The following is a 23456-nucleotide window of genomic DNA, read 5'->3' on the forward strand; positions in this document are numbered from 1 at the left end:
TATGTCACAGACGAAGATCGGAGTCAGCAGCTGTTAAGATATATTTTAAATCATAAATTATATTCGAAGCCTTCCCGAAACTTCGAATTTTAGAGGCGTCAAGATTCTTAAATTGCTCATGCGCTACCGCCAAAATTATTCCGTCGTAGCAACCTTCTTTAGGTTCATCGATAGGAATTAATCCGTACTCATGCTTGGCTTCTTCCTTGTTTACCCAAGGATCGTATACATCTACCTCAATGTTAAAATCTTTTAACTCAGAAACTATATCAACAATTCTTGTATTTCTGAGATCGGGGCAGTTCTCTTTGAACGTCAAGCCCATTATTAAAACCCTTGCACCCTCAACATGGATACGCTTTTTCAACATTGCCTTGACTAGTTGAGAAACAACATACTCTCCCATACTGTCATTGAGACGGCGCCCAGCCAATATAATTTCGGGATGGTACCCAATACTTTGGGCCTTATGGGTTAGATAATATGGATCTACGCCAATACAATGCCCACCAACGAGACCAGGCCGAAATGGTAGAAAGTTCCATTTAGTACCAGCTGCGTCGAGAACCGCCTCAGTATCGATGCCAAGCTTATTAAATATGAGTGCCAATTCATTAATCAGCGCAATATTGAGATCACGCTGGGTATTTTCGATAACTTTTGCAGCCTCTGCTACCTTGATACTGCTTGCCAGATGAGTACCTGCAACAATAATTTCCCTGTATACAGCATCAACCAACTTTGCAACAGCCAAAGTTGACCCTGACGTTACTTTCTTAATAGTTGTAACGCGATGTTCTTTATCCCCAGGATTAATCCGCTCCGGGCTATATCCAGCAAAGAAGTCCTTATTGAATTTAAGCTGTGAAACTCTTTCCAAGACAGGTACACATACTTCTTCAGTTGCGCCAGGATATACCGTCGATTCATATACCACTATATCGCGCGCCTTGAGAACTTTGCCAATCGTTTCCGAAGCTTTTATTAGCGGTGTGAGATCAGGCTTCTTATGCTCATCAATCGGCGTAGGAACTGTAACAATGTAGAAATTACAGCCTGCAATTTCTGCCGCATCTGATGTAAAGGTCAGACCGTCTGCTTGAGATAACTCTTCTTGACTTACCTCAAGTGTCGAGTCACAACCTACTTTGAGTGACGCGATACGCTGTGGATTTATATCGAAACCCACCACCTTAGTCTTACGGCCAAACTCCACTGCCAGAGGCAGCCCTACATAACCCAAACCTATAACTGCAATTTTTATTTCACTGAGAACATTCATACTAAAGCCTTATAAATTAAATCAATCTAGAAGCCACCAAAAAACAATCTGGGTCTTCTTTTTAAGCCCATCTTTAACTACGCTTTTATACCTAACCAAGATAGGATTTGAATTATCCTTAGAAAAGGTCACCTTCAGATCATACTCTTCATCTTCTGAAACACGTCTGCGGTATCCATCACCAAGCATAATTTCTGAAAGCGCGGAATCGACATCCTCGTAGCGCTCATCTATCTCATAAATCACAACTCTATATTTACCTTGATCTTTTTTCTTTCTTGTTTTATCAGATATCGGGTAGCGACCAAAATCCAATCCGGTTCCACCAGGAAGATAAATTCCGGTGCTTACCACGCGATTGTTTACAGTTTCGGTTTCTATTGAGCCTGACTTTTCTATAGATGCATTACGTTCATCTTCGCACCCCAAAATCAATGCAGCCATCAGCGAGACGGTTAGCACCTTTAAAAATCGCATGCGTGCATCCCCCCCTTCATACTTAATTTTAAACATTTGCTCAACTCACCCTTCTGCTGATAACCATCATACCCAAGGCTACTAATCCCCCTAGAGCAGCCCCAAGAGCTAATCCTAAAATCACAATGAAAAATGCATTTGGTTTAATATGAGTTCGGGGGTACACAGCTTGCTGGTCAACATTAACGAGTTGCAAACTCGAAAGATCAAGATTCAGAGCTCGCAATCCGGCGGCCTCCTTGTTCCATTTAGCGTAATCGCCAATAAACAAATCCTCTTCATCGCGGTGTTTGAGCATCTCGATCTGGCGATTTTGCTCTAACAAACGCAGCTCAGTCTGAATCTTGGCAATACGTGGCTCGGTAAAGTCGTCGGAGCGGCGTTTCTGTAAAGCAGCACGCTCGGCCTCTAGCGCTTCGCTGCCCATAAAGTAGAGTGGAAACTGTTGATTATTCACCTCGGTACGAATGACATTTCCCGATGTCGGAGCTTGGGCCGTTTCACCCAAAGTGGATGGTGTACTGGGCTTTTCGATCCCCAAGGACTTGGCAATCATAATGGCCTCATTCAACTGTTCGATGCGGTTGTCACGGCGAGTACGTAGCTGCTTGCGCAGGGCGTTAAGTTCATCGTTCAACTCCGCACGCTTGAGTTCGTCCGCCTCTTCCAATCCGGCGATCTGGGTCTTCTTACCCGCTTGGTAAGCAGCCCTCTCTGCTGCGATGCGCTGCTCTAGCTTAGCGAGGCGGTTCTGGATGATGACTTCGACGTCCTTGGCAATGGCGATACGCTCTTGTTGAACTACGTATTCGATTAAGCCATTAACCACCTCTGCGCCACGCACTCCCCAAGGATAGGTATACGCCAAACCGACAAAAGGAAAGCCACCGTCGTTTTTCTTCGGGTCGGGCCGCAGAATGTCGAAACTCTCGTTGATCTGGTTCAGCCCCTGTTCGAAGGTCTGGTCGTCGCTGACGGCGTCTGGCCCGAACAGATCCTGGTGGGCACGGTAGTAGGCTAGGCGGTATTCATAAGAGCTGATGCCGGAACCTACGCGCTGCAGGGCTTCATCCGGAGTGAGCTTATAAACTTTGGAAGCATTCAACTCATCCAGCACATTCATGGCCACTGGCCGCAATACGCTCTGGGTCTTGTAGTACTTGGTCGCCAGTGATGCATAGGCGATGGCAATTAAGGTGACAATGGCCGTTACCCCGACGATGAGCCACTTGCGTGCCCATAGCGCACGAATGAGTTCGCCGAGATCGATTTCATCGTTCTGCTGGCGGATGTTGGGGGATTGCGACATGGGCTCAGTCATCCTGTTTCAAAGCGGGAGGGAAAAGGTCTGCACTGGGGTCAGCGTCAGGGCAAGCGCGGAACCATGGGTGCAGTGCCACAGCCGAGAACGGCTGGCAATCACAAGGCATAAAAAAGGGAATCCAGCCTTGCGTGCACATAGGCGGGGGCATGCTCCATTCGCGCCGTGGTGATCGTAAAATCACGCGGATACTGGCCAAGGGCCAATGAATGGGGTAACAGGCATGCCATGCTGCTTACGCAGGTAAGCAAATGAAGATTCGCTGCGGAAATAACTTGATTGGGCATCGTTATCGCGGGATCCGGCACTACCATCGCCGTCACTTCAGTCCTATTGAGCCCGCGCTTTGGCGCAGGCAGTGCTATCTCCCGGAGGATCGCAGCCATTGCAGGGGAATGGTTGAGATCGCATCGGCATGGTCGGTTCGCTAACCCGGGCATGAGCCCTTAGGAATCTCGTTCGACCATGTCCCTCTTTAAAAGTTGGGCATTTTAACCATTCTTGACGAGTAAAGGGCTAGATATGTGATGTAAATCTCACATTGTTTGTCGCCTTGTCCTCCAAATGGCTGAGCCAGGCTTTTATTCCGGCCTTAAGGGATTTTGACAGTCAGTTGAAGGCACATCGCATGGTCAGCCTGTTGGGTCACGGCAGAGTGCTTTGGCTGTGCGAGGCGTCGCCGCGCCGGTGGCTCTGCTGTTGCACAGTAGCTGGCTTTATTCTATCGCAGGGAAGTGAGCTGGCTCGAGCCGCGTGACGTTATGTGACAATCGGCGGGAGCGATGAAGGTGTCGAGGCTGCCCCCTGGTAGATCAAGGAGAGTCGCGGTAGCGCTGAATGGGCACCACCCCTGCGGCAATTGCGGGCGCGGCATGGATTTCGCGGGCTGGCCGGCATCGTTATCGCGCCGGGGGCGACGGAGGCGAGGTCGAAATCGCTCCCCGGATTACGCCTTCGGCTAATCCAGGCTACGACTTGCGGGGAGATCAATTACTGCGAAGAGGCTCGCGTGGCTCAGGCCGACCAAGCACAAGCGGTAGGTGTCGACCTTACTCGCCTTCGTCATTCACTCGGCCGCATAATCCTTACCCGGTTTCGCTGCATGGCATAGCCCGGCGTAATCTTGGCCTGGTGACTCATACCCGACCACGATATGTCGTGTAGATCTGCTGAATTTCGGGCTTATCCAGGCTTTCGTAGGTAATGCCATCCTTGTCGAGCCCGTCAAGACCACGAATCCCGCCGATGATCTCTGGCCATTGGTCACGGCTAGTGATGCCGACCACGAAAGGCTTCAGGTAGTGATCGAGATGACCTCTGGCGGGTTCTCGAATCTCATCGCTTAACGCCCGCAGGTAGTCGTCCTTTTTCGTTCTAGACCAATCGACTGCAAACCCTGCTCGATAAGAAAGCTCCATGAAAACCAGCAGGAGGGTACGCCCGTTGCCATCCAGAAAAGGATGTGCGAACGCAAACTGGCCCATGACTTCGCCGGGCTTTTGCTTGAACCTTTCCTTGTTAGCGGCGAGCTCGAACGCATAATCGATAGCCCTCTTGATCAAGTCAGGCCGTTCAAAGACGGTGCTGCGAGGATCATCGTGAGGCCCTTTGAACACGGCCAGGCCAGGAACCAGCTCGTTTCGATCCTTACCCGCCCATGGATAGAACCCATTGAATAGGATCCTATGAGTTTCTTGGACAGCGCTGTAATCGAGAAGATTCTTGTGGGCCAGGTAAGCCAGCGCCTCTTCGATACTCAGTTCGAAGGTGAAGTGTTCAGTCTCTTTGACTTCAACGGGATCTTTGAAGCCCTGAAGGTTTCGCAAATACCCGGCAGTTTCGAAATCGCCGAACGGGTCGAAACTCATGCAATGAGTTTCTTCTTCGAGCGTCTTTTTTCCTGAAGGTGACGCCCCTGGAGTGCAAGTGTTTCTGCCTTGCTCAGTACGCCTTTCTTTTTCAGGTTGACCAGCAGCCGCTCAATACCGTCGAGTTCGACCTTGTCGCCGGCAAGGCGCGTAATATTTACGGCCATGAGGCTGACGGCGTCGCGTTCTGCGGTGATCTTATGCTCCCTAGCCAGCTTACGGACTCGAATAGCAACGGTTTCAGTCATCTCCACTCCTCCATTTGCTTGCGAATTATAACATCTGACCGTAGGCGAGAACATTTGGCCTCACGCAATACTGGCTGTGTACACCGCGAACTTTGCTTCTGGCGGTTCTTGACTGACCAATGCGTGGGTCAACGCGCACAGCACTGATCTACTTCATAAAACGTAGGCCCTGCTGTGTGAAGCCTGACCTCGCCCCGCATCGTGGCCGACAAGCTTGCTGGCATGGCCGACTGCCACAAGATCAAGCTCCGCTTGGCCGGCTACCGGCTTGTCTATCAGGTGATCGATAACAAATTGTTGATAACGGTGATTGCAGCAGGTAAGCGGGAGCGTTTCGAGGCATACGTGGCCGCTCAAAAGCGTATCGAGCAGCAGTAATCCCCTTACCCCATAAAACGCAGTCGTAGGATGGGTGTAACCCATCAATGCGCCCATTTTTTTGACTGGTCAATTGGGCGTTTTATGCAGCCCCCGGATTACACCTGTGGCTAATCCAGGCTACGGGTGTTGTGCGTCATCAACGATGAGGTTCACCCCTTCGTAGCCGTATTGCCTCAGCAACGCTTGTCGCAGGGCGGCTTTCGCCCGCGCCTCTCCATGCACCAGTCGTATTTCTTGCGGCCACTCCTCCATCTCGGTCACAAAACTGACCAACCCCGCCTGATCGGCATGGGCCGAATATCCACCGATGCTGGCCACACCTGCGCGAATGTCATAGCGCTGGCCATCGAACTCCACATACCCATTCTCGGGCCCAAAGCGTTGAATAGCGTGGCCCGGCGTACCTCTGGCCTGGTAGCCGACGAACAGCACGTCGTGCCTGGGGTCGCCCAGCATGGCCTTGAGATAGTTGACGATGCGGCCACTGGAGCACATGCCGTTGCCGGCGATGACGATGGCTGGCCGGGCGCTGCTCACCAAGTGGTTGAGGATCTTCTGGTGTTCGGCGTGGCTGTCGACGGTAATCAGTTGATCGAACGCCAGCGGCCTTCTGCCGGATTGCACGCGGGCCTGGGCTTCGTCGTTCCAGAAGTCTTTCAGCTCGCGGTAGGCCTGGGTGAAGCGGCTGGCCAGCGGTGAGTCGAGAATGATGGGGAGCTGGGGCCAGTTGGTTTCCGGGGCTACTGCCTGAGGGTTCTCTGGATCGCAACCCTCTCCCCTAGCCCCTTTCCCGGAGGGCGAGGGAGACTGGTCGGTGGTGGCTTCGGTATTTGCGGCGGTGCCTGAAGCGCGTGCATCGAGCTTCTTGCTGTGGATGATGTCTTCCAGCTCGTAGAGCAGCTCTTGCGTGCGGCCGACACTGAACGCGGGAATCAGCACAGTGCCATTGTTGGCCAAGGCATGCTCGATGACCTGCTCCAGGCGCTGGCCGCGGGTGCTGCGGTCTTCGTGCAGGCGGTCGCCGTAGGTGCTTTCCAGCACCAGGATGTCGGCGCGGCGTGGCGGTATGCAGGGTTTGAGGATGGGTGCATTGGGCGCACCGAGGTCACCGGAGAAGACGATGCGTTTGCTGGCCTCACCGGGGTGGTACTGCAGATCCACCTCGACATAGGCGGAGCCGAGCATATGGGCGGCGCGCTGCAGACGTACCTTGCTGACCAGGCCGTCGCTGTCGTGCAGGGTGAACCAGTGGTTGTATGGCAGCGCGATGATTCGCTGCTGCACTTCCTTTATATAGCGCTCGACCTGTTTCTGGTCGCGGCTGAAGGTCAGCTTGAAGGCGTCTTCGAGCACAATGGGCAGCAGCTTGGCGGAGGGCTCGCTGCACAGGATCGGGCCCTTGAAGCCAGCGGCGAGCAGGTAAGGAATGCGGCCCACGTGATCGATATGCACGTGGGTGACGATCAGTGCGCGGATACCATCCAGAGGAAAATCGATGATCTGGTGGTTGGCTCGAGCACCATGGCTGGATGCGTCGGCGCCCTGGAAAAGGCCACAGTCAATGAGAACGCTGCTGTTCGCCGCGATATCCAGTTGGTGGCAGGAACCGGTTACGCCGTCCTGGGCACCGTGATGGGTGATGTGCGGATAGTTCATCAGTTAATCCTTTAACTTTGGTCATAGAGCAACGAGATACAAACGACTCCCGCGGTGAGGGCGAGGATGATGCCAGTTAGGGCCTCGGGAATCGCCACAGCGGCTGCGGATTCGACCGCCGTTTAACAACGGGTATTTCAGAGGGTTCGTTTTGCAAGATGGAGCGCATGGAACGATAGCGGGCAAAGCGAACCATCGCGCAGGGCTTTTTGATGGCTATCGTCGCTACGCTCCTTGTCCCACCTACGAACCTGGTTCTGCTTGCTTGGGTAGGAGTCGCGCCAGAGGCGTTTTGGTTAGCAGGCATTGCTCGGAGTAGTCCGGCCAATCCTTGAGTCCGGTTTTCACCAGTTTCGCTGGGCACAGTAACAGTACGCTGCCAAAGCCGAATAGTTTGAAAGCCTCGATCCTCGCGGCGCCTTCATGCCTGGGCTGGATAGCCCATTGATCAGTATCCAGCTCACTGAGTACATCTTTGTCGGTGAGCATATAGGCCCGCACGGTGTTGTCACGTACCCCCATGGAGCTGGCAGCGGCATAGGTGATCATCCCTAACGTGGCCGGTGACAGCACCACATATACCAGCAGCGCACCTATCACACTGAGTACGCAAAGCCGCATACGGCGCGCCAAATGCCCTCGTGCCTTGTAGAACACACACACGGGAAGCAGAGCAAGAATCATCGAAAACACGGCGATCAGCATCAATTGTCCCACGGCATCGGGGGTATCCTCCCCCCGATAAGCCATGAGCACCATTTGCGCGGGGAAAACACCAGCCACTACCGCGCCCAGCAATGCCAAGTACATGAAAAAGAGTAACCCCCAAGGCGATACCGCTTTACCCTTTTTCGGACTGCGAGCACTACGGACGATCGGCACGTTCAAATTGCGACTCATGAGGAAGAACAGCCACGTGGCCAGGCCAGTCATCAGGCTAACGACAACCGCAACCCATTCGACGCCCCAATCGGCTGCCCAAAGAATCAGACCACCGAAACAGACGTACCCGGCAGCGACAATGAACAAGAGTGGGTTAATCGCCCGTCTTTGCCAGCTGTGGTGACCGTTCAGCATCGAAACAGCCAAGCCAAAGAGCACCGATGCAGTTCCCATAACAAGTATGAAAAATATCGTCATCAGCCCTACAGAGCCCAGCCATACAAACAGCATGGACTGATGCGCCGCGGCAGCTTGAAAGAGATCAGTACGACCAATGGCCTGGGTATAGCAGAAAAGGCTAGCGAAGCCCGCTAACAGCCCTAGGAAGCCAAGCAGCCAGACCAGTGCCCCCCAGTGGGCCAGCATTCGTTTGAGAAATGGCTTGGGAGCGTGGGCGGCTGTTGGCGAGGGTATCGCATTGTGGGCAATGGCAGTCATCATGGCTCCTGTCCGCGTAAAGGATTAGAACCTGTTCACGATCTCGCGAGCCGAAATCAAGAGAACGTTACAAGGCATTAGCGGCCGCTCAAAAAACTGTATTGGATGTGCCGGCCAAATGTCGGATTACGCCTGCGGCTAGGCTACGCGCCCCGACCCAACCTGCAGGTCGTGGCCCGAACGTAGCCTGGATTAGCCGCAGGCGTAATCCGGGGCCGAAGGCCTGATCCTTCGTTTAACGCGGATCATCGAGCCCGTAGGATGGGTGAAACCCATCAATTTCCGATGGGTTTCACCCATCCTACGAGCGGCTGTTTTCGCCTTCTTGCAGTCGAACATGTTACGTCTGCTGGCGGAACGCAGCAGATCGTGAACAGCGTCTTAGAAAGCACATACTAAATAAAACGTGCGGCAGAATAGGTCGTGGCTGACACAGCTCCCGGATTACGCCTTCGGCTAGTCCAGGCTACGGTCTAACTAGGTATTCCTGGGTGAAAAGTGGCTATAACGTGCTGCCTCAGACGAAAGCCAGCTTACCTATCGCCTGCAAATTCACACGCTGTCGAGCGTTCCAGAGATCGTAAGCATCCTGCATAGCCAGCCAACTCTCAGGCGAACGGCCAAGTGCTACCGACAGGCGTAGAGCCATTTCTGGAGTAACCCGGCTGCTGCCCTTCAAGACACGGCTTAGAGTCGAGGGGGCTACACCTAGTTTTTCTGCCAACTCGCGACCGCTGAAGCCATTCGGCTCCAGATAGATATCGGTGATGAACTCACCAGGATGGGGAGGGTTATGCATGCTCATTAGTGGTAATCCTCATAGCCTAGAACATAAGCATTTCCGTCGCGAAACTCGAACGTCAGGCGCCAGTTGCCGTTCACCATGATCGACCAGCGCCCACGCATTTCCCCCTTGAGCGGGTGCAGCCGAAAGCCAGGAATATCCATGTCGTCAATCGTCATGGCCGTATCCAGAGCTGCAAGCTGCATCCGTAGCCGCTTGGCATGGGCCGGCTGTACGCCTACCGTGCTGCCCGTTTCGAAGAGTCTGCGCAACCCTTTGTGCTGGAAAGACTTGATCATTGCGAGATCCTAGCATGCTGCGCAACACGCAACAATTATAGGATTCTCCTGCGCTTCGCTACCAATGCAACCGCTAATCAAAGTGAGGCTTGCTGCAAAGCCCAAGCTCAGGAGCTTAGATAGTAGGTAGCTCTTCGTCTTCATTCACCCGGTCGCGTAGTTCCTTGCCGGGCTTGAAGTGCGGGACGAACTTGCCATCCAGGCGTACGGACTGGCCGGTCTTGGGGTTGCGACCAACGCGAGGCGCACGGTAGTGAAGGGAAAAACTACCGAAACCACGGATCTCGATGCGATCGCCAGTCGCCAGCGCCTGGGACATCTGTTCCAGCATGGTCTTGATGGCCAGCTCGACATCTTTGTTTGAAAGCTGTCCTTGATGGGTGACGATTCTTTCGATCAACTCCGACTTGGTCATACTTTTCCCTTCGTTTTCAAGCGGCTATGTCACTCGATGGAATGGTTGTAGCACGCTGATCAGCTTTTGAACAGCCTAAAAAACCACCAACCCGGAAAATGTGGTTCGGTTCCTGAAACGGCCATGGCAGATTCCAACGGATGAACGTAAGTCGTTGTATGGGCAGGCATGTTGCTTTCTCGGGTGGTTTGCGCGGGTTATACGCGCCCTGCCCGACTTACTGATGTGCGAAAGAGGTGATCAAAACCGCACAAGCGCCGTCCAACAGGGCTAACGCATTTGATGGTCAGAGGCCGCGAGCGCCTCAGGAGAAAACCGTGCTGATTCCCGCCCATCTGCTTGAAGCAGAGACCCTTACCCGCCTGATCGAGGATTTCGTCACCCGTGACGGCACCGACAATGGCGACGAAACACCGCTGGAAACTCGGGTCATCCGCGTGCGCCGTGCGCTGGATAAGGGCGAAGCGGTGATCGTATTCGACCCGGAGAGCCAGCAATGCCAGTTGGCGCTCAAGCGCGATGTGCCGAAAGAGTGGCTGGTGGAGGATGAATAACTGCTGCGCCCGCTATGTGCAAGCCGCGCCCCGCGCGAATAGCGCGAACGTCGCGATATAGCGGTCATGTTGCAATCGCTTCGCGCTGGGGCGGCGCTCCTCCACGATTTGCATCGGGCGCCACCTCGCAGGCACCTCGATAGTGTAGCCGCGGGGGCGCCTAGCCTTGCGGGCGAATCGTGCGGCTGACACAGATTATGCGGTAAGGCCACTGTCGCATCGCCCGCAAGCGGGCTCCTACAGGTGAGGATTTTCACGTATGTAGGAGGCGCGCCCCGCAGCGAATGGTGGCAGCGCTGGGCATGTGTGGAATGGCTGCAATCCCGTTCGCGCCGAGGGCAGCGCCTACGGGATGGCTAACCGCGCAGGCTGCCTTCTCTTTCCCAGGCACAACGCACGCGCAAGGCGCCGTCATGGGGGCTGTGCAGACCGTTGTCCGATTCCCAGCGGAAGGTATGGGTGCCGTTCAATTCAGTCTCCAGGTGCACCACGGCACTGGCCCAGTAAAGGCGTTTGAGCAGGCCTTCGAACTCGGCGACCCAGAGCTTCCATTCGTATTCGATGGTCTGGTAACTCGCGCCGAAGTGGATGACCTGGGTCTGGTACAAACCGCCGCCCGGCCGCTGGCAGCAGGAAAACATCTCGCGCCCGAGGAACGGCCAGGCATCGCCAGCCGGCAAGGCTTCGAGCACCTGCTGGTTGAGCAGGCGGCGCAAGCGGCTCTCCGATGGGCTGTCCGATGGCCAGTCACGAATGCTGCCATAGACGATGGATTCCGATTCCACGGGGTCACTCCGCAAAAAACTGGCTGCCTTCTATCATACCGGGTGATTCAGGGGAACTCTGAGGCCCCGTGAGCTGGCTGTGATGGGTGTCGTCGCTTCGCTCCTCAACCTACGCGACCCGCTCCATCCTACTGAGCCGGAGTGTTACGCAGGATGCGATTGAACAAAGCGATACCCATCAAATTTTCGAGATACTTGCGATGGAATAGTCGCTGCGCTCCTGCACCCATCCTAGGTGTTGGGGCGGCGTGGGCCTTTGCGCATCGACCAGGCCAGCAGCACCATTACCGCCGCCATGCTGGTCAGCACCATGAAAGGCACCTGGTAGGTACCAGCCACGTCCCGGGCCAGGCCGCTGAGCACTGGCGTCAGGCAAGCCACGCTGTAACCAGTGCCCAGCATCATCGCCGTCCAGCGGCTTACGGCCATGGGCGAGCCCGCTTCGTAGATCGGCAGCAGCAGCGACAGGGCGAATGAGCCACTCATGCCGAACCCCAATGTCAGCGCCCAGAGCTCGGGCACGAAGGTGGGCAGGAAGGTGATCATGCTCAGGCTGATGAGCGTCATGGAGCCGCAAGCGACCATCAGCAGGTAATGATTGCTGACGCGCTGTACCAGCCACGGCAACAGGAAAGAACTCGGCAGGCCCATCAACATCGCCAGGCTGAATAGCGTGTTGCTGTGGATGGCCGACAGGCCGGCTTCCTGGTAGCGCGCCACTGTCCAGGTCGCAATCGCGTAGAACAAACCGGCCTGCAGGGCGAAGTAGATGCTGATCAACCAGGCCCTCGGTTCGCGCCAGGGCAAGCCGGCGGAGGCATCTTCGCTGCTCAGCGGCTCGACCCGCTGCTTGGGCAGGTAACACCAGATCGCCACCGCCAGCGCAGCAGGCAACGCCCAGATGGCCAAGCCGTAGCTCCAGTCACCAGCGAACAATTGCGCAACCGGCATGGTCAGCACCACCCCGACTGCTCCGCCTATGGCCATGCTCAGCGAATACCAGGCGAGCACCTGCCCCATGCGCCCAATGAAATGGCGCTTGATGAACCCCGACAGCAGCGGCCCGGCGATAGCAATCGCGGCGCCCAGCAGCACAGCGCTGCCAACCAGTATCACGCTGGAGTGGCCGATCAGGCGCAATGCCAGCGCCAGGGTAATGGTGCCCAGGCACAGGGTAATGGTGCGCTCCAGCCCGAGCTTGACCGCCAGACGTGGGGCCAGCGGCGCCAGCAAGCCCATGCACAGCACCGGCAGCGCGGTGGTGAGGCTGATAAAGCCGCGGCTCAGGGACAGCTCCTGAGCGATACGATCGATAAGGGGCGCCAGCGAGGTAATGCCAGGGCGCAGATTCACCGCTGCAGCCACTAGAGCCAACAGCAACAAAGCGCGAGAGACGGGTTTCACGAGAGATCCTGATCAGGTGGCCAGGTTAGCCAAGGAGGCAACCCTACCGGCAGACCTTGCTCAGAGCAAGCCTGGTAGGTGGGCTTCATCTGTTCGCGCCGGGGCGACGCCCCTACGAGGTGGCTGGTGCTTAGAACCTGTTCACGATCTTTGTGCACTTGGCAAACAGGAAGCCGTATCCCTATAGATCGGCGGCAATGTGGCGCAAGCAGACGTAGGGTGGATCGGGGCGCGTAGCTGACGCTCTTTTCATCCAGCATCGCGATTGCAGAGCGGTGGACGGATGAAGCGTCGTCCACCCACAAATGGCCTCTTACGCCTTTAAGACCGTAGAACGTAGCCGTGATCCATGGTTCAACGCGGGTCACCGACCGGCTGCTTCCGCCTTTCTGCTGTCATTGCTCGAAAGGTCGTGAACAGGTTCTTACGTGTGGGAGCCGCGCCCTCGCGGCGAATGGGATGAACGACACCGGTATCGCGGCGAGACGGCAATCTATTCACGCCGGGGCGACGCTCCTACGCGGTGCGTGGTGCCTTCACGGCTCGCGGTGATTGGCTGCCTTGGCGCGCATCTTCTCGCACATGACCGTCATTTCGTCATAGAGCAGCTGTGGACTCTTCTGCTTGAGCGCCCAGGCCTGGCGGCCCTGCTCGTGGGGCAGAATCATGAATTGCCCTTCGGCCACCGCCTGGAAGATGTAGTCGGCGATGAATTCGGCACTGATAGGTGAACTCTCCAGTAACTTGCCGACCTGGGCCTTCATCGCTGGCGTGGGGCCGCGGAAGGAATCGAGCAGATTGGTCTGGAAGAACGACGGGCAAACCACGTGCACACCGACCTGCAGCGGCTTGAGCTCGACCAGCAGGCTCTCCGACAGCGCCACCACACCCGCCTTGGCGACGTTGTAGTTGCTCATGCCTGGCCCCTGCATCAACGCCGCCATCGAAGCGATGTTGACGATGCGCCCCTGGCTGCGCTCGAGCAGCGGCAGAAAAGCCTTGCAGCCCTTGACCACACCCATGAGATTGATCGCCAGTTGCCAGTCCCAATCCTCCAGCGACAACTCCGAGAAAAAACCGCCAGAGGCAACGCCAGCGTTATTGACGATAACGTCGATGCCGCCCAGCTTCTCTTCGCAGGCCTGCGCGAAAGCCGTCAGTTGGCTGTAATCGCGCACGTCGCAGCGCAGGGTGAACCCTTCCCCACCCGCTTCGCGCACCAGGCGCAGGGTTTCGGCAAGCCCCGCATCGTTGACGTCCGACAGCGCCAGGTGCCAGCCCTCACGTGCCCAGCGCAGCGCGATCTCACGCCCCAAGCCGGATCCGGCACCGGTGATCATCATGCGATTGTGCATACGCAACCCGCCCTTGCTGGCCAATGAAAGACAGGCCGAGTGTAGCGAAGCAGCGGGCCTGGCCCAGCCATCATCAGCTTGTTGAATGGGCAAACCGCGGGCTGGGTATGGCGGAGCAATGGCTGGTTCAGCGGTTATCTCTCGGGTATCGCTTCGCGCCACCCAGGCTACGGCCTGTCAGCCATGGGTTGGGGGGTTGGGGGGGTTGGGGAGCCAATGCCACAGAACCTGGGTGAGTGTCAGCCCCTGATGGGTATCGTCGCTGCGCTCCTCGACCCATCCTGCGGGTGAGGATCAAAAGCCTACTGGAACAATCGCGTGCTCAATTCATGGCTGGCTTCCAGCAGGATCGGCAGGAAGCGATTTTCCAGTTCCTGTCGTGAGACGCGCCCCACGTGGGTGCCAACGTTGAGCGCCGCCAGCACCTGGCCGGCGGAATCCTTGAGCGGTACCGCGATGGAACGCAGGCTGACTTCCAGCTCCTGATCGATGATGACCCAGCCCTGACGGCGAATCTCCTCGATGTTGGCGCGCAAGTCTTCAGGCGTATGCAACGTGCGGCTGGTCTTTACCTGCAGGTCGGCGTGGCTCAGGTAGTCATCGAGCGCCGCATCGTCCAGCGCCGCGAGAAGGATGCGGCCCATGGAGGTGCAGTAGGCCGGCAAACGGCTACCCACGCTCAGGTCAACGGAGATCAGCCGCTGCGGCGTAGCTGAACGGGCGATATAGAGAATCTCATCACCCTCCAGCGTGGCCATGGAACAGGCCTCGTGCAGTTGTTCGCTGAGGCGATCGAGGATCGGTTGGGCCGTGACCGCCATGGGTGTCGAGGACAGGTACGCATGGCCCAGCGTCAGCACCTTGGGTAGCAATGAATAGACGCGCCCGTCGGTGGTCACGTAGCCCAGCTTCATCAGCGTGTGCAGACAACGCCGCACGGCGGCGCGGGGAATCTCAGTACGGTGGCTGATCTGCGCGATGGTCAGGTGGCGCTTGCGCTCCTGGAAGGCATGAATGACCGCCAGCCCGCGCGCCAGGGATGTCATGAAGTTCGGGTCACCGGTAAAGGCTTCGATACGCTTCGCCGGCGAAGCGATGATCGGCGGTGCCATTGGGCTTGGCAGAGAGCGGGATTCGGTCATGGGGCTATCAACTCGTCCAGGCAATGTGAGCGATTATCGAACCACAGTTCGATAATCGCAAGATAGCATGCGGCGATCTCCGATAGGGACTTGCATTTGCGGAAAAAAGATATATCTTACGATCTATTCTTAAATACCTACTTACGGTGCTTATGAAAAATACAGATCCCCTCCGAGACACCCGTCACCCGTCAGCCGATCTTGATGGCCATCGTCACCGCGGCCGTGAACGCGGCCCGCGCATCTTCGCCCCAGGCGACCTGAAGCTCCTGCTGCTGGCCCTGATCGCCGAAACACCGAGCCATGGTTACGACCTGATTCGCCGCATCGAAGCGCTATTCGACGGCAGTTATAGCCCGAGCCCAGGCGTGATTTACCCCACCCTCACCTTTCTTGAAGAAAGCGAGTTGATCTCCAGCAGCCCTGACGGTGGCAAGAAGTCCTATTGCATCAGCGCCGCTGGCACACAGTGGCTACAAGATCAGCAGGTGGCGCTCGATGGCGTGAAAACCCGCATCGAGCTGAGCAAACACGCCTTGCGCGGGCACGAAAGGCCGCCGGCTGTGCACGAGGCCGTGGCCAACCTGCGCCACGCCTTGAAGATGCATCACGGACGCTGGAGCGACAGCGAGATCGCCCGCGTGTGCGCCGTGCTCAATGCAGCCGCTACGGCCATCAGTACCGGTCACGAACAGGAGTAACCCCATGAGTTCAACGCCCAAAACCACCGTGGAACGCGTCATGCACCACATCGTCCGGCGCTGCCTGACGGTCGCTCGGGTGGCTGACATCACGCCGCGCATGCGCCGGGTGACCTTTACCGGCGAGGCGCTACAGGGCTTTGTTTCCGCGGCCGCCGATGACCATATCAAGCTGCTGTTCGCCCGCAACGAAGAAGAACAACGCCGCCTCGACGACTTCCTGGCGGGCCGCGAAGGCGAACGCCCGGTGATGCGCGACTACACCCCACGCCGCCATGACGCGCAGCGCGGTGAACTGGACGTGGACTTCGTGCTGCATGGCGACGGCCCGGCGGCGACCTGGGCGAGCCAGGCGCAACAGGGGCAGCAGTTGTACATCGCTGGCCCACGCAGCTCCCTGGTGGTGCCGGATATTTTCGATGCCTACCTGCTGATCGGCGACGAAACCGCCCTGCCCGCCATCGGCCGCTGGCTGGAAGAGCTGGCACCGGGGCGCACGGCGACGGTGCTGATAGAGATCGACAACGAGGCCGAGAAGCAGCAGCTGTCGAGCGCGGCCAGTGTCGATCTGCACTGGCTGATTCGCGGCGACCGCAGCCTGGTCGATGTCACGAGCGATCTGGCGAAGCCGGAAGGTGAGCTGTATGCCTGGGTCGCCTGCGAAGCCAATCAATCCCGCAAGGTACGCCGCGTGCTGATCGAACGGCATGGTATCGATGAGGAGCGCATCAAGGCAGCGGGCTACTGGCGGCGAGATGATGACTGATACGAACCGTGGACAACGCGAAGCTTGTCAGCCCGAACGGCCACCGCGCCCAGGGTGGATGAAAAAGGCGTCAGCTACGCGCCCCGCCCCCCCTACGTGAGGCGAAAATCCTGGATGTAGGGTGGGTCACGCTTCACCGACCCACCAAGCCATTCAACGCCGATGGTAGCTGGATGTTCAACGTTCGTAGGGCGTATTAACCGAAGGCGTAATCCGCCGCAAGAAAGTGCGCATCATTGCGCGCCCAAACGCAAAACGCCCGCACGAGGCGAGGCGTTCAGGCATCTCAGCGGATACAGCAGATTCGCGGTAAAAGACGGATTACGCTCCGCTAATCCATCCTACATATCTGATACGAACAGTGGGCAACGCGAAGCTTGTCAGCCCGGACGGCCACCACGCCCAGGATGGATGAAAAAGGCGTCAGCTACGCGCTCCGCCCCCCCTACGTGAGGCGAAAATCCTGGATGTAGGGTGGGTCACGCTTCACCGACCCACCAAGCCATTCAACGCCAATGGTAGCTGAATGTTCAAAGTTCGTAGGGCGTAGCCGAAGGCGTAATACGCCGAATGCTCCCATCGAACATGCGTGGTGTGCCCAGTATCAGGTATGTCTGCGAGGCGTCGTATTACGCTTCGCCAGGCTACGCGCCCCGATCCAACCCACGGTTCCACAAGAGCCCAACCTCGGTGGCACGACACTCACTGCGCGTGATGGCGATACAGCGCTGGCGGTACGCCGCTGCTGTCCACGGGTTGCCATGGGCCTTGCAGGGTTCCCGCCCAGCGCCAACCGTCGCTCCAGCGGTAGAAGGTGCGTTCGCGGTAATAGGTATCCTGCTCGGCATCGACGACATAGACCCCCAGGCCGCCATCCCAGTGGCTGGAAACGCCCGGTGGCGGCGCGAAGCGTGGGTGGGATTTGCTCACCGGCGGCGAGCCGGGGGGTGCAGCGGGGCCATCGGTGCCTGGCGCGGGGCTGTGCAAGGTACAGCCGGCGAGGCTCAACAGGGTAGCTGTCAGGGCAGCCGACATCAGTCTATTCATGGTTGTTTGCCGTCAGCGCTATCGATGATCAGGCGTTGCACGGTTTGGGTGGTATTGGCCAACGGTTGCCCCTGGCCGATCCACTCGCCGCTTTTCGCATCGCCGGCACGCGAAATGCGCGCCACCAGTTGAACCTGCTCGAACGCGGAAAGTTTCAGTTCCGGCATCATCGCGTCACTGTCCGACAGGCTGACCTGCGCAGGCAGGTCAGCCACAGTGAGGCGCTTGACCGCCAGCGGCATGGGCGGCCCGGACGCGGCGCGGGCGAAGACGAACACGGTGTCGCCCGGCTGCACCTTGTCACGCAGCGCATCCGCCAACTCGACACGCACCTGCAGGCTGCCGATTTCCGGCGTCTGCGCAGCGGCAGCGCCACCGGCTTGCGGGTCGATTTCCTGACGGGCCCGGGCGATGCCTCCAGCGATTGCCTGGCGGGAGGGATCACCCTCGGGCAACACGGCGACGAGGCGCTCCCAGTAGCCGATGGCATCCTGAAAACGCTGTTCCTCATAGGCGGCGATACCCAGCAGGCCAAGGCTGGTGACTTCTTCCGGGTCGGCCTGCAGGGCTTCGCCCGTCAGGGTATCCAGTTGCGCCGTCCACTGTTTGTCACCGGCAAAATACAGGGCCTGGGCCCACTGGCCGAGCAGTTCAGGCTCGCGGCCGGCTACCTTCACCGCCTGTTCGAAGGCTCTCGCTGCGTCTGCCGGGCGCTCCTGAGCCATGTAGCTGCGACCCAGGAAATACCACCCTTCGGGTGATTCCGGGTTGCCTTGCACGGCCTGCTCCAGGCGCGCGGTCATTTCCTCGATGCTACGCGGCTCGCCCGTGAAGGTGCGGGCGCGCTGAACGTCCTCAATAGCGCCCCATTGCGAATAAAGCAGCACGCTGACCAGCGGAATCGATAACACCACGATCAGTGGCACCGTGCGCCCCAACCGGCGGCCAGCTTTCGCCTCACCGCTGCCTTCGGTATCGGCGAGCAGCTCACGTGCAGCTTCGTCACGCGCCGCCTGCAGTTGGGCGCCGTCCAGCGTGCCGGCCTGATGCTGGTGTTCCAGCTCATGCAGGCGTTCTTGGTAAAGGGTGACGTTCAGGGCGGTGCGATCCTCTTCGGCCTGAACCTTGCGCCCGCGTAGCAGCGGAATCAGCAGAAAACTCACGGCGACCAGACACAGCAGGCCGGCGGACAACCAGAATTCGATCATGGGTCTTTCTTATCCAGAGGCGCCTGCTTCAGCAGTTGCGCCAGACGTTGCTGTTCATCGCTCGACAATCCCGTGGAGACCTCCACACCAGCCTTGCAGCGACGCAGGACGATCACTCCGAGCAGCACGAAACCGCCGACCAGAAGGGCCGCCGGGCCATACCAGAGCAACAGGGTACGGTGTGTGACCGGCGGCTTGTAGAGCACGAAATCGCCATAACGAGCGACCAGGTAATCGATGATCTCCGCATTGCTGTCGCCCGCCTCGAGCATGCGGTAGATCTCGGCGCGCAGATCCATGGCAATCGGCGCATCGGAGTCGGCGATGTTCTGGTTCTGGCATTTCGGGCAGCGCAGTTCTTCGGTGAGCTGGCGGTAGCGAGCACGCTCGGCCTCGCTGGCGAATTCGTAGGTGTCGATGGCCGCCTGGGCCACACCGCCCAGGGCCAGCAGCAAAATCAACCCCGTAATCAGACGATTCATTGCCCCGCCTCGTCGACCATTTGCTGGTACAGCGGGGCGAGCTTCTCACGCCAGATCGCCTCGTCGATCACCCCGACGAACTTGTGGCGGATGATGCCCTTGGCATCGACGAAGAAGGTTTCCGGCGCTCCATACACGCCCAGATCAAGGCCCAGCGTGCCCTTGGGGTCGCTGATATTGAGCTGATAAGGATCGTGGAAATCGTTCAGCCATTTCTGCGCGGCAGCGTTGTCGTCCTTGTAGTTGACGCCATGGATGTTCACACCCATGGAGGCCAGCTTGTTCAACACCGGATGCTCGACACGACAGGCGACGCACCAGGTGGCCCAGACGTTGACCAGCGAGGGCTTGCCCAGCAGGTTTTCCTGGGTGATCAATTGGTCGCCCTCCACTGCCGGCAGCGAGAATGCCGGAAAGGGTTTATCGATCAGCGCCGACGGCAGTTCGGCGGGGTCGAGAAACAGACCGCGATAGAGGAATACCGCCACACCCAGAAAGATCAGCAGCGGTAGCAGCAGGATCAGCCGTCTCATGCGCGTGCCTCCTGCATGCCCAGCGCGTCACGCACGCGGGTCTTGACCTTCATCCGATAGCGCTTGTCGGCAGCGGCGAGAAAGCCGCCGAAGCCCATCATCAGTGCGCCCAGCCAGATCCAGCGGACGAAGGGCTTGATATGCACACGCACGGCCCAGGCGCCCTGCTCCAGCGGCTCGCCGAGGGCGACGAACAGGTCGCGGGTCAGCCCGGCGTCGATGCCCGCTTCGGTCATCACCGATTGCTGCACGGTGTACAGGCGTTTTTCCGGGTGCAGCACGGCAATCTGCCGCTCCCCTTCGAAGACGCGCACCGTACCGCGGTCGGAAATGAAGTTCGGCCCTTCATGATGCGCCGCGCCTTCGAACACGAATCGGTAGCCGCCCAGCTCCACGGCATCGCCCGGTGCCATGCGCATGTCGCGCTCGAAGCTGCCGAGGCTGGTCAGGATCACCCCCAGCGCACAGACCGCCAGGCCCAGGTGAGCCAGCTGCATGCCCCAGTAACTGCGGCCGAGGCTGGCCATTCCTTTGAACAAGCCCTTGTGACGGGTCTTGTCCTGGATGTCGCGCAGCCCGGCCAGGGTCACCCATGCGGCCAACAGGCAAACGCCCAGTACCGCCCAGTGGAAATCGCCCCACAACCAACTGGCCAGCAACGCCAGTACCACACTGGCGACCAGCACCGGTGCGAGCATGCCGAGCAGCCAGCGCAGCGGTGTGTCCTTCCAGCGCACTAGCACGCCAACGGCGAGCACCGCCATCAACAAGCCCATCAGCGGGACGAACAACGCATTGAAATAAGGCGGACCGACCGACAGTTTGGCGCCGCTCAAGGCATCCAGTACCAGCGGATAGAGGGTGCCGAGCAGAATCATCGAGGCCGCCACCACCAGAATCAGGTTATTGGTCAGCAGCAGGGTTTCCCGCGACCACAAGCCGAAGCCGACCTGGCTGCGCACCACCGGCGCACGCAGGGCGAACAGGGTCAGCGAGCCGCCGACCACCAGCAGCAGGAAGGCCAGGATGAACACCCCGCGCTCCGGGTCGCTGGCGAACGCGTGCACCGAGGTCAGCACCCCGGAACGAACCAGGAAGGTACCCAGCAGGCTCAGGGAGAACGCGGCGATGGCGAGCAATACCGTCCAGCTCTTGAATACCCCGCGCTTCTCGGTCACGGCGAGGGAATGGATCAGCGCCGTGCCGACCAGCCAGGGCATGAACGAGGCGTTTTCCACCGGATCCCAGAACCACCAGCCTCCCCAGCCCAGTTCGTAGTAGGCCCACCAGGAGCCCAGGGCGATACCGATGCCGAGAAACGCCCAGGCGATGATGGTCCAGGGCCGCGACCAGCGTGCCCAGGCAGCGTCCAGCTTGCCGCCGAGCAGTGCGGCAATGGCGAAAGCGAAGGCCACGGAGAAGCCCACATACCCCATGTACAGCATCGGCGGATGGATGATCAGGCCGAAATCCTGCAGCAACGGGTTGAGGTCGCGCCCGTCGGCCGGCACGTTCGGCAGCAGGCGGGCGAATGGGTTGGAGGTGATGATCAGGAACAGCAGAAAACCGACGCTGATGATGCCCATCACGCCCAGCACCCGGGCGAGCATCTCTTCGGGCAACTGCCGGGAGAAGATCGCCACGGCGAACGTCCAGCCGCCCAGGATCAGCGCCCAGAGCAGCAGCGAGCCCTCGTGGGCGCCCCATACGGCGCTGAACTTGTAATACCAGGGCAGCGCCGTGTTGGAGTTCTGCGCCACATAGGCCACGGAAAAATCGTCAGTCATAAAGGCATAGGTGAGGCAAGCGAAAGCGAACGACAGAAAAGCGAACTGCCCCCACGCCGCGGGTTGTGCCAGGCTCATCCACTGCCGGTCGCCGCGCCAGGCGCCGATCAATGGCAGGGTCGCCTGCACCAGGGCCAGGCACAGGGCCAGGATCATCGCCAGATGGCCGAGTTCGGGAATCATTGCGCGGCCTCCCCGGCCTTCTCGTAGTGCTTGTTCATGCCACTCTGTTCCAGGGCCTGCTTGACCTCTGGCGGCATGTAGTTTTCATCGTGCTTGGCCAGGACTTCGTCGGCGAGCAGGATGCCGCTGCCCTCGACCTTGCCCATGGCGACGATGCCCTGCCCCTCGCGAAACAGATCCGGCAGGATGCCGTGAAAGCGAATGGTCACCCTCGCCACGCCGTCGGTGACCACGAAGTCGGTCTGCAGGGAATCGCTGGAGCGTTTCACCGAGCCCTTCTCCACCAGGCCGCCGGCGCGAATACGGGTATCCACCGGCGCTTCGCCATTGGCGATCTGGGTTGGGGTATAGAACAGATTGATGTTCTGCTGCAGTGCACTCAAGGCCAGTGCCACAGCGATACCGACCCCGACAACAATCGCCAGAACGATGAACAGGCGCTTCTTGCGAACAGCGTTCAACGTGATTCCTCCCGGCGCATACGACGCGCCTCATCCTGCAGATGGCGGCGCCGTGCACGCAGCGGCAACACCACGTTCAGCACCAGTACAGCCAGGCAAATGGCATAGGCCGACCAGACATAGGGGCCGTGGGTGCCCATGGCGAGAAAGTCGGCGAATGACGCGAAACTCATCGTTTGCCCTCCACCTGAGCGCGAATCTCGGCCTTCACCCAGCTACTGCGCGCTTCCCGGCGCAGCACTTCGAGGCGCATGCGCATCAGCAGCACGGCGGCGAAGAAGCAGTAGAAGCCCAGCACCATGATCAGCAGCGGCAGCCACATCTGCATGGGCATCGCCGGTTTGTCGATGACGCTGAAGGTGGCGGGCTGGTGCAGGGTGTTCCACCACTCCACCGAATATTTGATGATCGGGATATTGATCACCCCGACTACCGCCAGCACCGCGCAGGCCTTGGCGGCGCTGTCGCGATTGCTGATCGCCTGGCCGAGGGCGATCACACCGAAATACAGGAACAGCAGGATCAGCATCGAAGTCAGACGCGCATCCCAGATCCAGTAAGTACCCCAGGTCGGTTTGCCCCATATCGCTCCGCTGATCAGTGCGATGGCGGTCATCCAGGCGCCGACGGGCGCGGCCTGTTGCAGGGCGACATCGGCCAGTTTCATCTTCCACACCAGGCCGACCACACCGGCCACGGCGAGCATCACGTAGATCGACTGAGCCAGGAAGGCGGCCGGCACGTGGATGTAGATGATCCGGAAACTGTTACCCTGCTGGTAGTCCGGCGGCGCGAACGCCAGCCCCCAGAGCGTGCCAACGACCAGCAACACGACGGCGGCGATCGCCAGCCCGGGCAGCCAGCGACCACTGATTTCATAGAACCATTTGGGCGAGCCCAACTTGTGAAACCATGTCCAATTCATCAGGTCACTCAT

The 23456-nt window shown here is 58.5% G+C and carries 26 protein-coding genes; 4 read left to right on the forward strand and 22 right to left on the reverse strand.

Annotation, left to right across the window (positions count from 1 at the left end; all coding sequences use genetic code 11):
• Positions 1 to 4: 4 nt before the first annotated feature.
• From tviB to DNK10_RS14170, 5 genes are all read right to left on the reverse strand, one after another.
• The gene (tviB, locus tag DNK10_RS14150; protein ID WP_131192012.1) at positions 5 to 1282 is read right to left on the reverse strand and encodes a Vi polysaccharide biosynthesis UDP-N-acetylglucosamine C-6 dehydrogenase TviB; all 1278 of its coding nucleotides are present in this window, start codon (positions 1280 to 1282) and stop codon (positions 5 to 7) included.
• Positions 1283 to 1303: 21 nt separating this feature from the next.
• Positions 1304 to 1795: a hypothetical protein gene (locus DNK10_RS14155; RefSeq protein ID WP_131192013.1), complete on the reverse strand. Its 492-nt coding sequence runs from the start codon at positions 1793 to 1795 to the stop codon at positions 1304 to 1306.
• A 4-nt stretch (positions 1796 to 1799) separates the two neighbouring features.
• On the reverse strand, positions 1800 to 3068 hold the full coding sequence (locus tag DNK10_RS14160; RefSeq protein WP_131192014.1) for a Wzz/FepE/Etk N-terminal domain-containing protein: 1269 nt from the start codon (positions 3066 to 3068) through the stop codon (positions 1800 to 1802).
• Between the two features lie 1148 nt (positions 3069 to 4216).
• The gene (locus DNK10_RS14165; RefSeq protein WP_131192015.1) at positions 4217 to 4948 is read right to left on the reverse strand and encodes a Fic/DOC family protein; all 732 of its coding nucleotides are present in this window, start codon (positions 4946 to 4948) and stop codon (positions 4217 to 4219) included.
• On the reverse strand, positions 4945 to 5196 hold the full coding sequence (locus DNK10_RS14170) for a hypothetical protein (protein WP_131192016.1): 252 nt from the start codon (positions 5194 to 5196) through the stop codon (positions 4945 to 4947). Before DNK10_RS14170 ends, DNK10_RS14165 begins: the two co-directional genes overlap by 4 nt.
• Before the next feature lie 201 nt (positions 5197 to 5397).
• Between DNK10_RS14170 and DNK10_RS25895 the strand changes: the two genes are divergently transcribed.
• A complete protein-coding gene (locus DNK10_RS25895) occupies positions 5398 to 5574 on the forward strand; it encodes a type II toxin-antitoxin system RelE family toxin (RefSeq protein WP_165495990.1) in 177 nt (58 codons plus the stop codon).
• Positions 5575 to 5694: 120 nt separating this feature from the next.
• Here DNK10_RS25895 and DNK10_RS14175 read toward each other — a convergent pair whose 3' ends face one another.
• The 5 genes from DNK10_RS14175 to ihfB form a co-directional block, all read right to left on the reverse strand.
• Positions 5695 to 7233: an MBL fold metallo-hydrolase RNA specificity domain-containing protein gene (locus DNK10_RS14175; RefSeq protein ID WP_131192017.1), complete on the reverse strand. Its 1539-nt coding sequence runs from the start codon at positions 7231 to 7233 to the stop codon at positions 5695 to 5697.
• A gap of 243 nt (positions 7234 to 7476) precedes the next feature.
• On the reverse strand, positions 7477 to 8613 hold the full coding sequence (locus DNK10_RS14180) for a hypothetical protein (RefSeq protein ID WP_131192018.1): 1137 nt from the start codon (positions 8611 to 8613) through the stop codon (positions 7477 to 7479).
• Positions 8614 to 9130: 517 nt separating this feature from the next.
• Positions 9131 to 9418, reverse strand: a complete 288-nt coding sequence (locus tag DNK10_RS14185) for a HigA family addiction module antitoxin (RefSeq protein ID WP_131192019.1) — start codon at positions 9416 to 9418, stop codon at positions 9131 to 9133.
• The gene (locus DNK10_RS14190; protein WP_131192020.1) at positions 9418 to 9696 is read right to left on the reverse strand and encodes a type II toxin-antitoxin system RelE/ParE family toxin; all 279 of its coding nucleotides are present in this window, start codon (positions 9694 to 9696) and stop codon (positions 9418 to 9420) included. Before DNK10_RS14190 ends, DNK10_RS14185 begins: the two co-directional genes overlap by 1 nt.
• A gap of 115 nt (positions 9697 to 9811) precedes the next feature.
• On the reverse strand, positions 9812 to 10111 hold the full coding sequence (gene ihfB / locus DNK10_RS14195) for an integration host factor subunit beta (protein ID WP_131178993.1): 300 nt from the start codon (positions 10109 to 10111) through the stop codon (positions 9812 to 9814).
• A gap of 317 nt (positions 10112 to 10428) precedes the next feature.
• On the opposite strand from ihfB, the gene DNK10_RS14200 reads away from it, so the two are divergent.
• Complete coding sequence (locus DNK10_RS14200; protein WP_131178994.1) at positions 10429 to 10665, forward strand: YheU family protein; 237 nt, start codon at positions 10429 to 10431, stop codon at positions 10663 to 10665.
• Positions 10666 to 11021: 356 nt separating this feature from the next.
• Here DNK10_RS14200 and DNK10_RS14205 read toward each other — a convergent pair whose 3' ends face one another.
• The 4 genes from DNK10_RS14205 to DNK10_RS14220 all read right to left on the reverse strand — a co-directional run bounded on the left by DNK10_RS14205 (position 11022) and on the right by DNK10_RS14220 (position 15351).
• Complete coding sequence (locus tag DNK10_RS14205; RefSeq protein WP_131192021.1) at positions 11022 to 11450, reverse strand: hypothetical protein; 429 nt, start codon at positions 11448 to 11450, stop codon at positions 11022 to 11024.
• 231 nt (positions 11451 to 11681) lie between these two features.
• Entirely contained in the window at positions 11682 to 12854 is a 1173-nt protein-coding gene (locus DNK10_RS14210) for an MFS transporter (RefSeq protein WP_131192022.1), read from the reverse strand.
• A gap of 536 nt (positions 12855 to 13390) precedes the next feature.
• Positions 13391 to 14209 (reverse strand): SDR family oxidoreductase, encoded by an 819-nt coding sequence (locus tag DNK10_RS14215; protein WP_131192023.1) that lies wholly within the window; start codon positions 14207 to 14209, stop codon positions 13391 to 13393.
• A 302-nt stretch (positions 14210 to 14511) separates the two neighbouring features.
• Positions 14512 to 15351 (reverse strand): IclR family transcriptional regulator domain-containing protein, encoded by an 840-nt coding sequence (locus DNK10_RS14220; protein WP_131178998.1) that lies wholly within the window; start codon positions 15349 to 15351, stop codon positions 14512 to 14514.
• 152 nt (positions 15352 to 15503) lie between these two features.
• Between DNK10_RS14220 and DNK10_RS14225 the strand changes: the two genes are divergently transcribed.
• A complete protein-coding gene (locus tag DNK10_RS14225) occupies positions 15504 to 16052 on the forward strand; it encodes a PadR family transcriptional regulator (RefSeq protein WP_131178999.1) in 549 nt (182 codons plus the stop codon).
• 4 nt (positions 16053 to 16056) lie between these two features.
• Positions 16057 to 16818: a siderophore-interacting protein gene (locus DNK10_RS14230; protein WP_131192024.1), complete on the forward strand. Its 762-nt coding sequence runs from the start codon at positions 16057 to 16059 to the stop codon at positions 16816 to 16818.
• Positions 16819 to 17520: 702 nt separating this feature from the next.
• On the opposite strand, the gene DNK10_RS14235 is transcribed toward DNK10_RS14230, so the two are convergent.
• From DNK10_RS14235 to DNK10_RS14270, 8 genes are read right to left on the reverse strand one after another with little or no spacing between them, the layout of a single operon-like run.
• Positions 17521 to 17865 (reverse strand): hypothetical protein, encoded by a 345-nt coding sequence (locus DNK10_RS14235; RefSeq protein WP_131179001.1) that lies wholly within the window; start codon positions 17863 to 17865, stop codon positions 17521 to 17523.
• Positions 17862 to 19073 carry a c-type cytochrome biogenesis protein CcmI gene (gene ccmI / locus DNK10_RS14240; RefSeq protein ID WP_131192025.1) on the reverse strand — a complete coding sequence of 404 codons (1212 nt, stop codon included), beginning with the start codon at positions 19071 to 19073 and terminating at the stop codon, positions 17862 to 17864. Before ccmI ends, DNK10_RS14235 begins: the two co-directional genes overlap by 4 nt.
• Positions 19070 to 19555 (reverse strand): cytochrome c-type biogenesis protein, encoded by a 486-nt coding sequence (locus tag DNK10_RS14245; RefSeq protein ID WP_131192026.1) that lies wholly within the window; start codon positions 19553 to 19555, stop codon positions 19070 to 19072. The genes ccmI and DNK10_RS14245 overlap by 4 nt, the downstream gene beginning before the upstream one ends.
• Positions 19552 to 20088, reverse strand: coding sequence for a DsbE family thiol:disulfide interchange protein (locus tag DNK10_RS14250; RefSeq protein WP_131192027.1), 537 nt, complete (start codon positions 20086 to 20088; stop codon positions 19552 to 19554). Before DNK10_RS14250 ends, DNK10_RS14245 begins: the two co-directional genes overlap by 4 nt.
• Positions 20085 to 22058, reverse strand: a complete 1974-nt coding sequence (locus DNK10_RS14255) for a heme lyase CcmF/NrfE family subunit (RefSeq protein WP_131192028.1) — start codon at positions 22056 to 22058, stop codon at positions 20085 to 20087. The genes DNK10_RS14250 and DNK10_RS14255 overlap by 4 nt, the downstream gene beginning before the upstream one ends.
• Positions 22055 to 22519 carry a cytochrome c maturation protein CcmE gene (gene ccmE, locus DNK10_RS14260; RefSeq protein WP_131179006.1) on the reverse strand — a complete coding sequence of 155 codons (465 nt, stop codon included), beginning with the start codon at positions 22517 to 22519 and terminating at the stop codon, positions 22055 to 22057. Before ccmE ends, DNK10_RS14255 begins: the two co-directional genes overlap by 4 nt.
• Positions 22516 to 22692: a heme exporter protein CcmD gene (gene ccmD / locus DNK10_RS14265; RefSeq protein WP_131192029.1), complete on the reverse strand. Its 177-nt coding sequence runs from the start codon at positions 22690 to 22692 to the stop codon at positions 22516 to 22518. The genes ccmE and ccmD overlap by 4 nt, the downstream gene beginning before the upstream one ends.
• Positions 22689 to 23447 carry a heme ABC transporter permease gene (locus tag DNK10_RS14270; protein WP_208738828.1) on the reverse strand — a complete coding sequence of 253 codons (759 nt, stop codon included), beginning with the start codon at positions 23445 to 23447 and terminating at the stop codon, positions 22689 to 22691. The genes ccmD and DNK10_RS14270 overlap by 4 nt, the downstream gene beginning before the upstream one ends.
• Between the last annotated feature and the right edge of the window lie 9 nt (positions 23448 to 23456).

The organism is Phytopseudomonas daroniae (assembly GCF_004327275.1).
In the GTDB taxonomy this organism is placed as follows: domain Bacteria; phylum Pseudomonadota; class Gammaproteobacteria; order Pseudomonadales; family Pseudomonadaceae; genus Aquipseudomonas; species Aquipseudomonas daroniae.

Excerpts from the sequence above, each read along its gene's own strand:
- DNK10_RS14215 (WP_131192023.1), bottom strand. The coding sequence starts at position 14,209 with ATGCACAATCGCATGATGATCACCGGTGCCGGATCCGGCTTGGGGCGT.
- DNK10_RS14220 (WP_131178998.1), bottom strand. The coding sequence starts at position 15,351 with ATGACCGAATCCCGCTCTCTGCCAAGCCCAATGGCACCGCCGATCATC.
- tviB (WP_131192012.1), bottom strand. The coding sequence starts at position 1,282 with ATGAATGTTCTCAGTGAAATAAAAATTGCAGTTATAGGTTTGGGTTAT.
- DNK10_RS14165 (WP_131192015.1), bottom strand. The coding sequence starts at position 4,948 with ATGAGTTTCGACCCGTTCGGCGATTTCGAAACTGCCGGGTATTTGCGA.
- DNK10_RS14235 (WP_131179001.1), bottom strand. The coding sequence starts at position 17,865 with ATGAATAGACTGATGTCGGCTGCCCTGACAGCTACCCTGTTGAGCCTC.
- DNK10_RS14160 (WP_131192014.1), bottom strand. The coding sequence starts at position 3,068 with ATGTCGCAATCCCCCAACATCCGCCAGCAGAACGATGAAATCGATCTC.
- ccmI (WP_131192025.1), bottom strand. The coding sequence starts at position 19,073 with ATGATCGAATTCTGGTTGTCCGCCGGCCTGCTGTGTCTGGTCGCCGTG.
- DNK10_RS14225 (WP_131178999.1), top strand. The coding sequence starts at position 15,504 with ATGAAAAATACAGATCCCCTCCGAGACACCCGTCACCCGTCAGCCGAT.
- DNK10_RS14155 (WP_131192013.1), bottom strand. The coding sequence starts at position 1,795 with ATGTTTAAAATTAAGTATGAAGGGGGGGATGCACGCATGCGATTTTTA.
- DNK10_RS14190 (WP_131192020.1), bottom strand. The coding sequence starts at position 9,696 with ATGATCAAGTCTTTCCAGCACAAAGGGTTGCGCAGACTCTTCGAAACG.
- DNK10_RS14185 (WP_131192019.1), bottom strand. The coding sequence starts at position 9,418 with ATGAGCATGCATAACCCTCCCCATCCTGGTGAGTTCATCACCGATATC.
- DNK10_RS14230 (WP_131192024.1), top strand. The coding sequence starts at position 16,057 with ATGAGTTCAACGCCCAAAACCACCGTGGAACGCGTCATGCACCACATC.
- DNK10_RS14245 (WP_131192026.1), bottom strand. The coding sequence starts at position 19,555 with ATGAATCGTCTGATTACGGGGTTGATTTTGCTGCTGGCCCTGGGCGGT.
- ccmD (WP_131192029.1), bottom strand. The coding sequence starts at position 22,692 with ATGAGTTTCGCGTCATTCGCCGACTTTCTCGCCATGGGCACCCACGGC.
- DNK10_RS14250 (WP_131192027.1), bottom strand. The coding sequence starts at position 20,088 with ATGAGACGGCTGATCCTGCTGCTACCGCTGCTGATCTTTCTGGGTGTG.
- DNK10_RS14170 (WP_131192016.1), bottom strand. The coding sequence starts at position 5,196 with ATGACTGAAACCGTTGCTATTCGAGTCCGTAAGCTGGCTAGGGAGCAT.
- ihfB (WP_131178993.1), bottom strand. The coding sequence starts at position 10,111 with ATGACCAAGTCGGAGTTGATCGAAAGAATCGTCACCCATCAAGGACAG.
- DNK10_RS14255 (WP_131192028.1), bottom strand. The coding sequence starts at position 22,058 with ATGATTCCCGAACTCGGCCATCTGGCGATGATCCTGGCCCTGTGCCTG.
- DNK10_RS14180 (WP_131192018.1), bottom strand. The coding sequence starts at position 8,613 with ATGACTGCCATTGCCCACAATGCGATACCCTCGCCAACAGCCGCCCAC.
- DNK10_RS14175 (WP_131192017.1), bottom strand. The coding sequence starts at position 7,233 with ATGAACTATCCGCACATCACCCATCACGGTGCCCAGGACGGCGTAACC.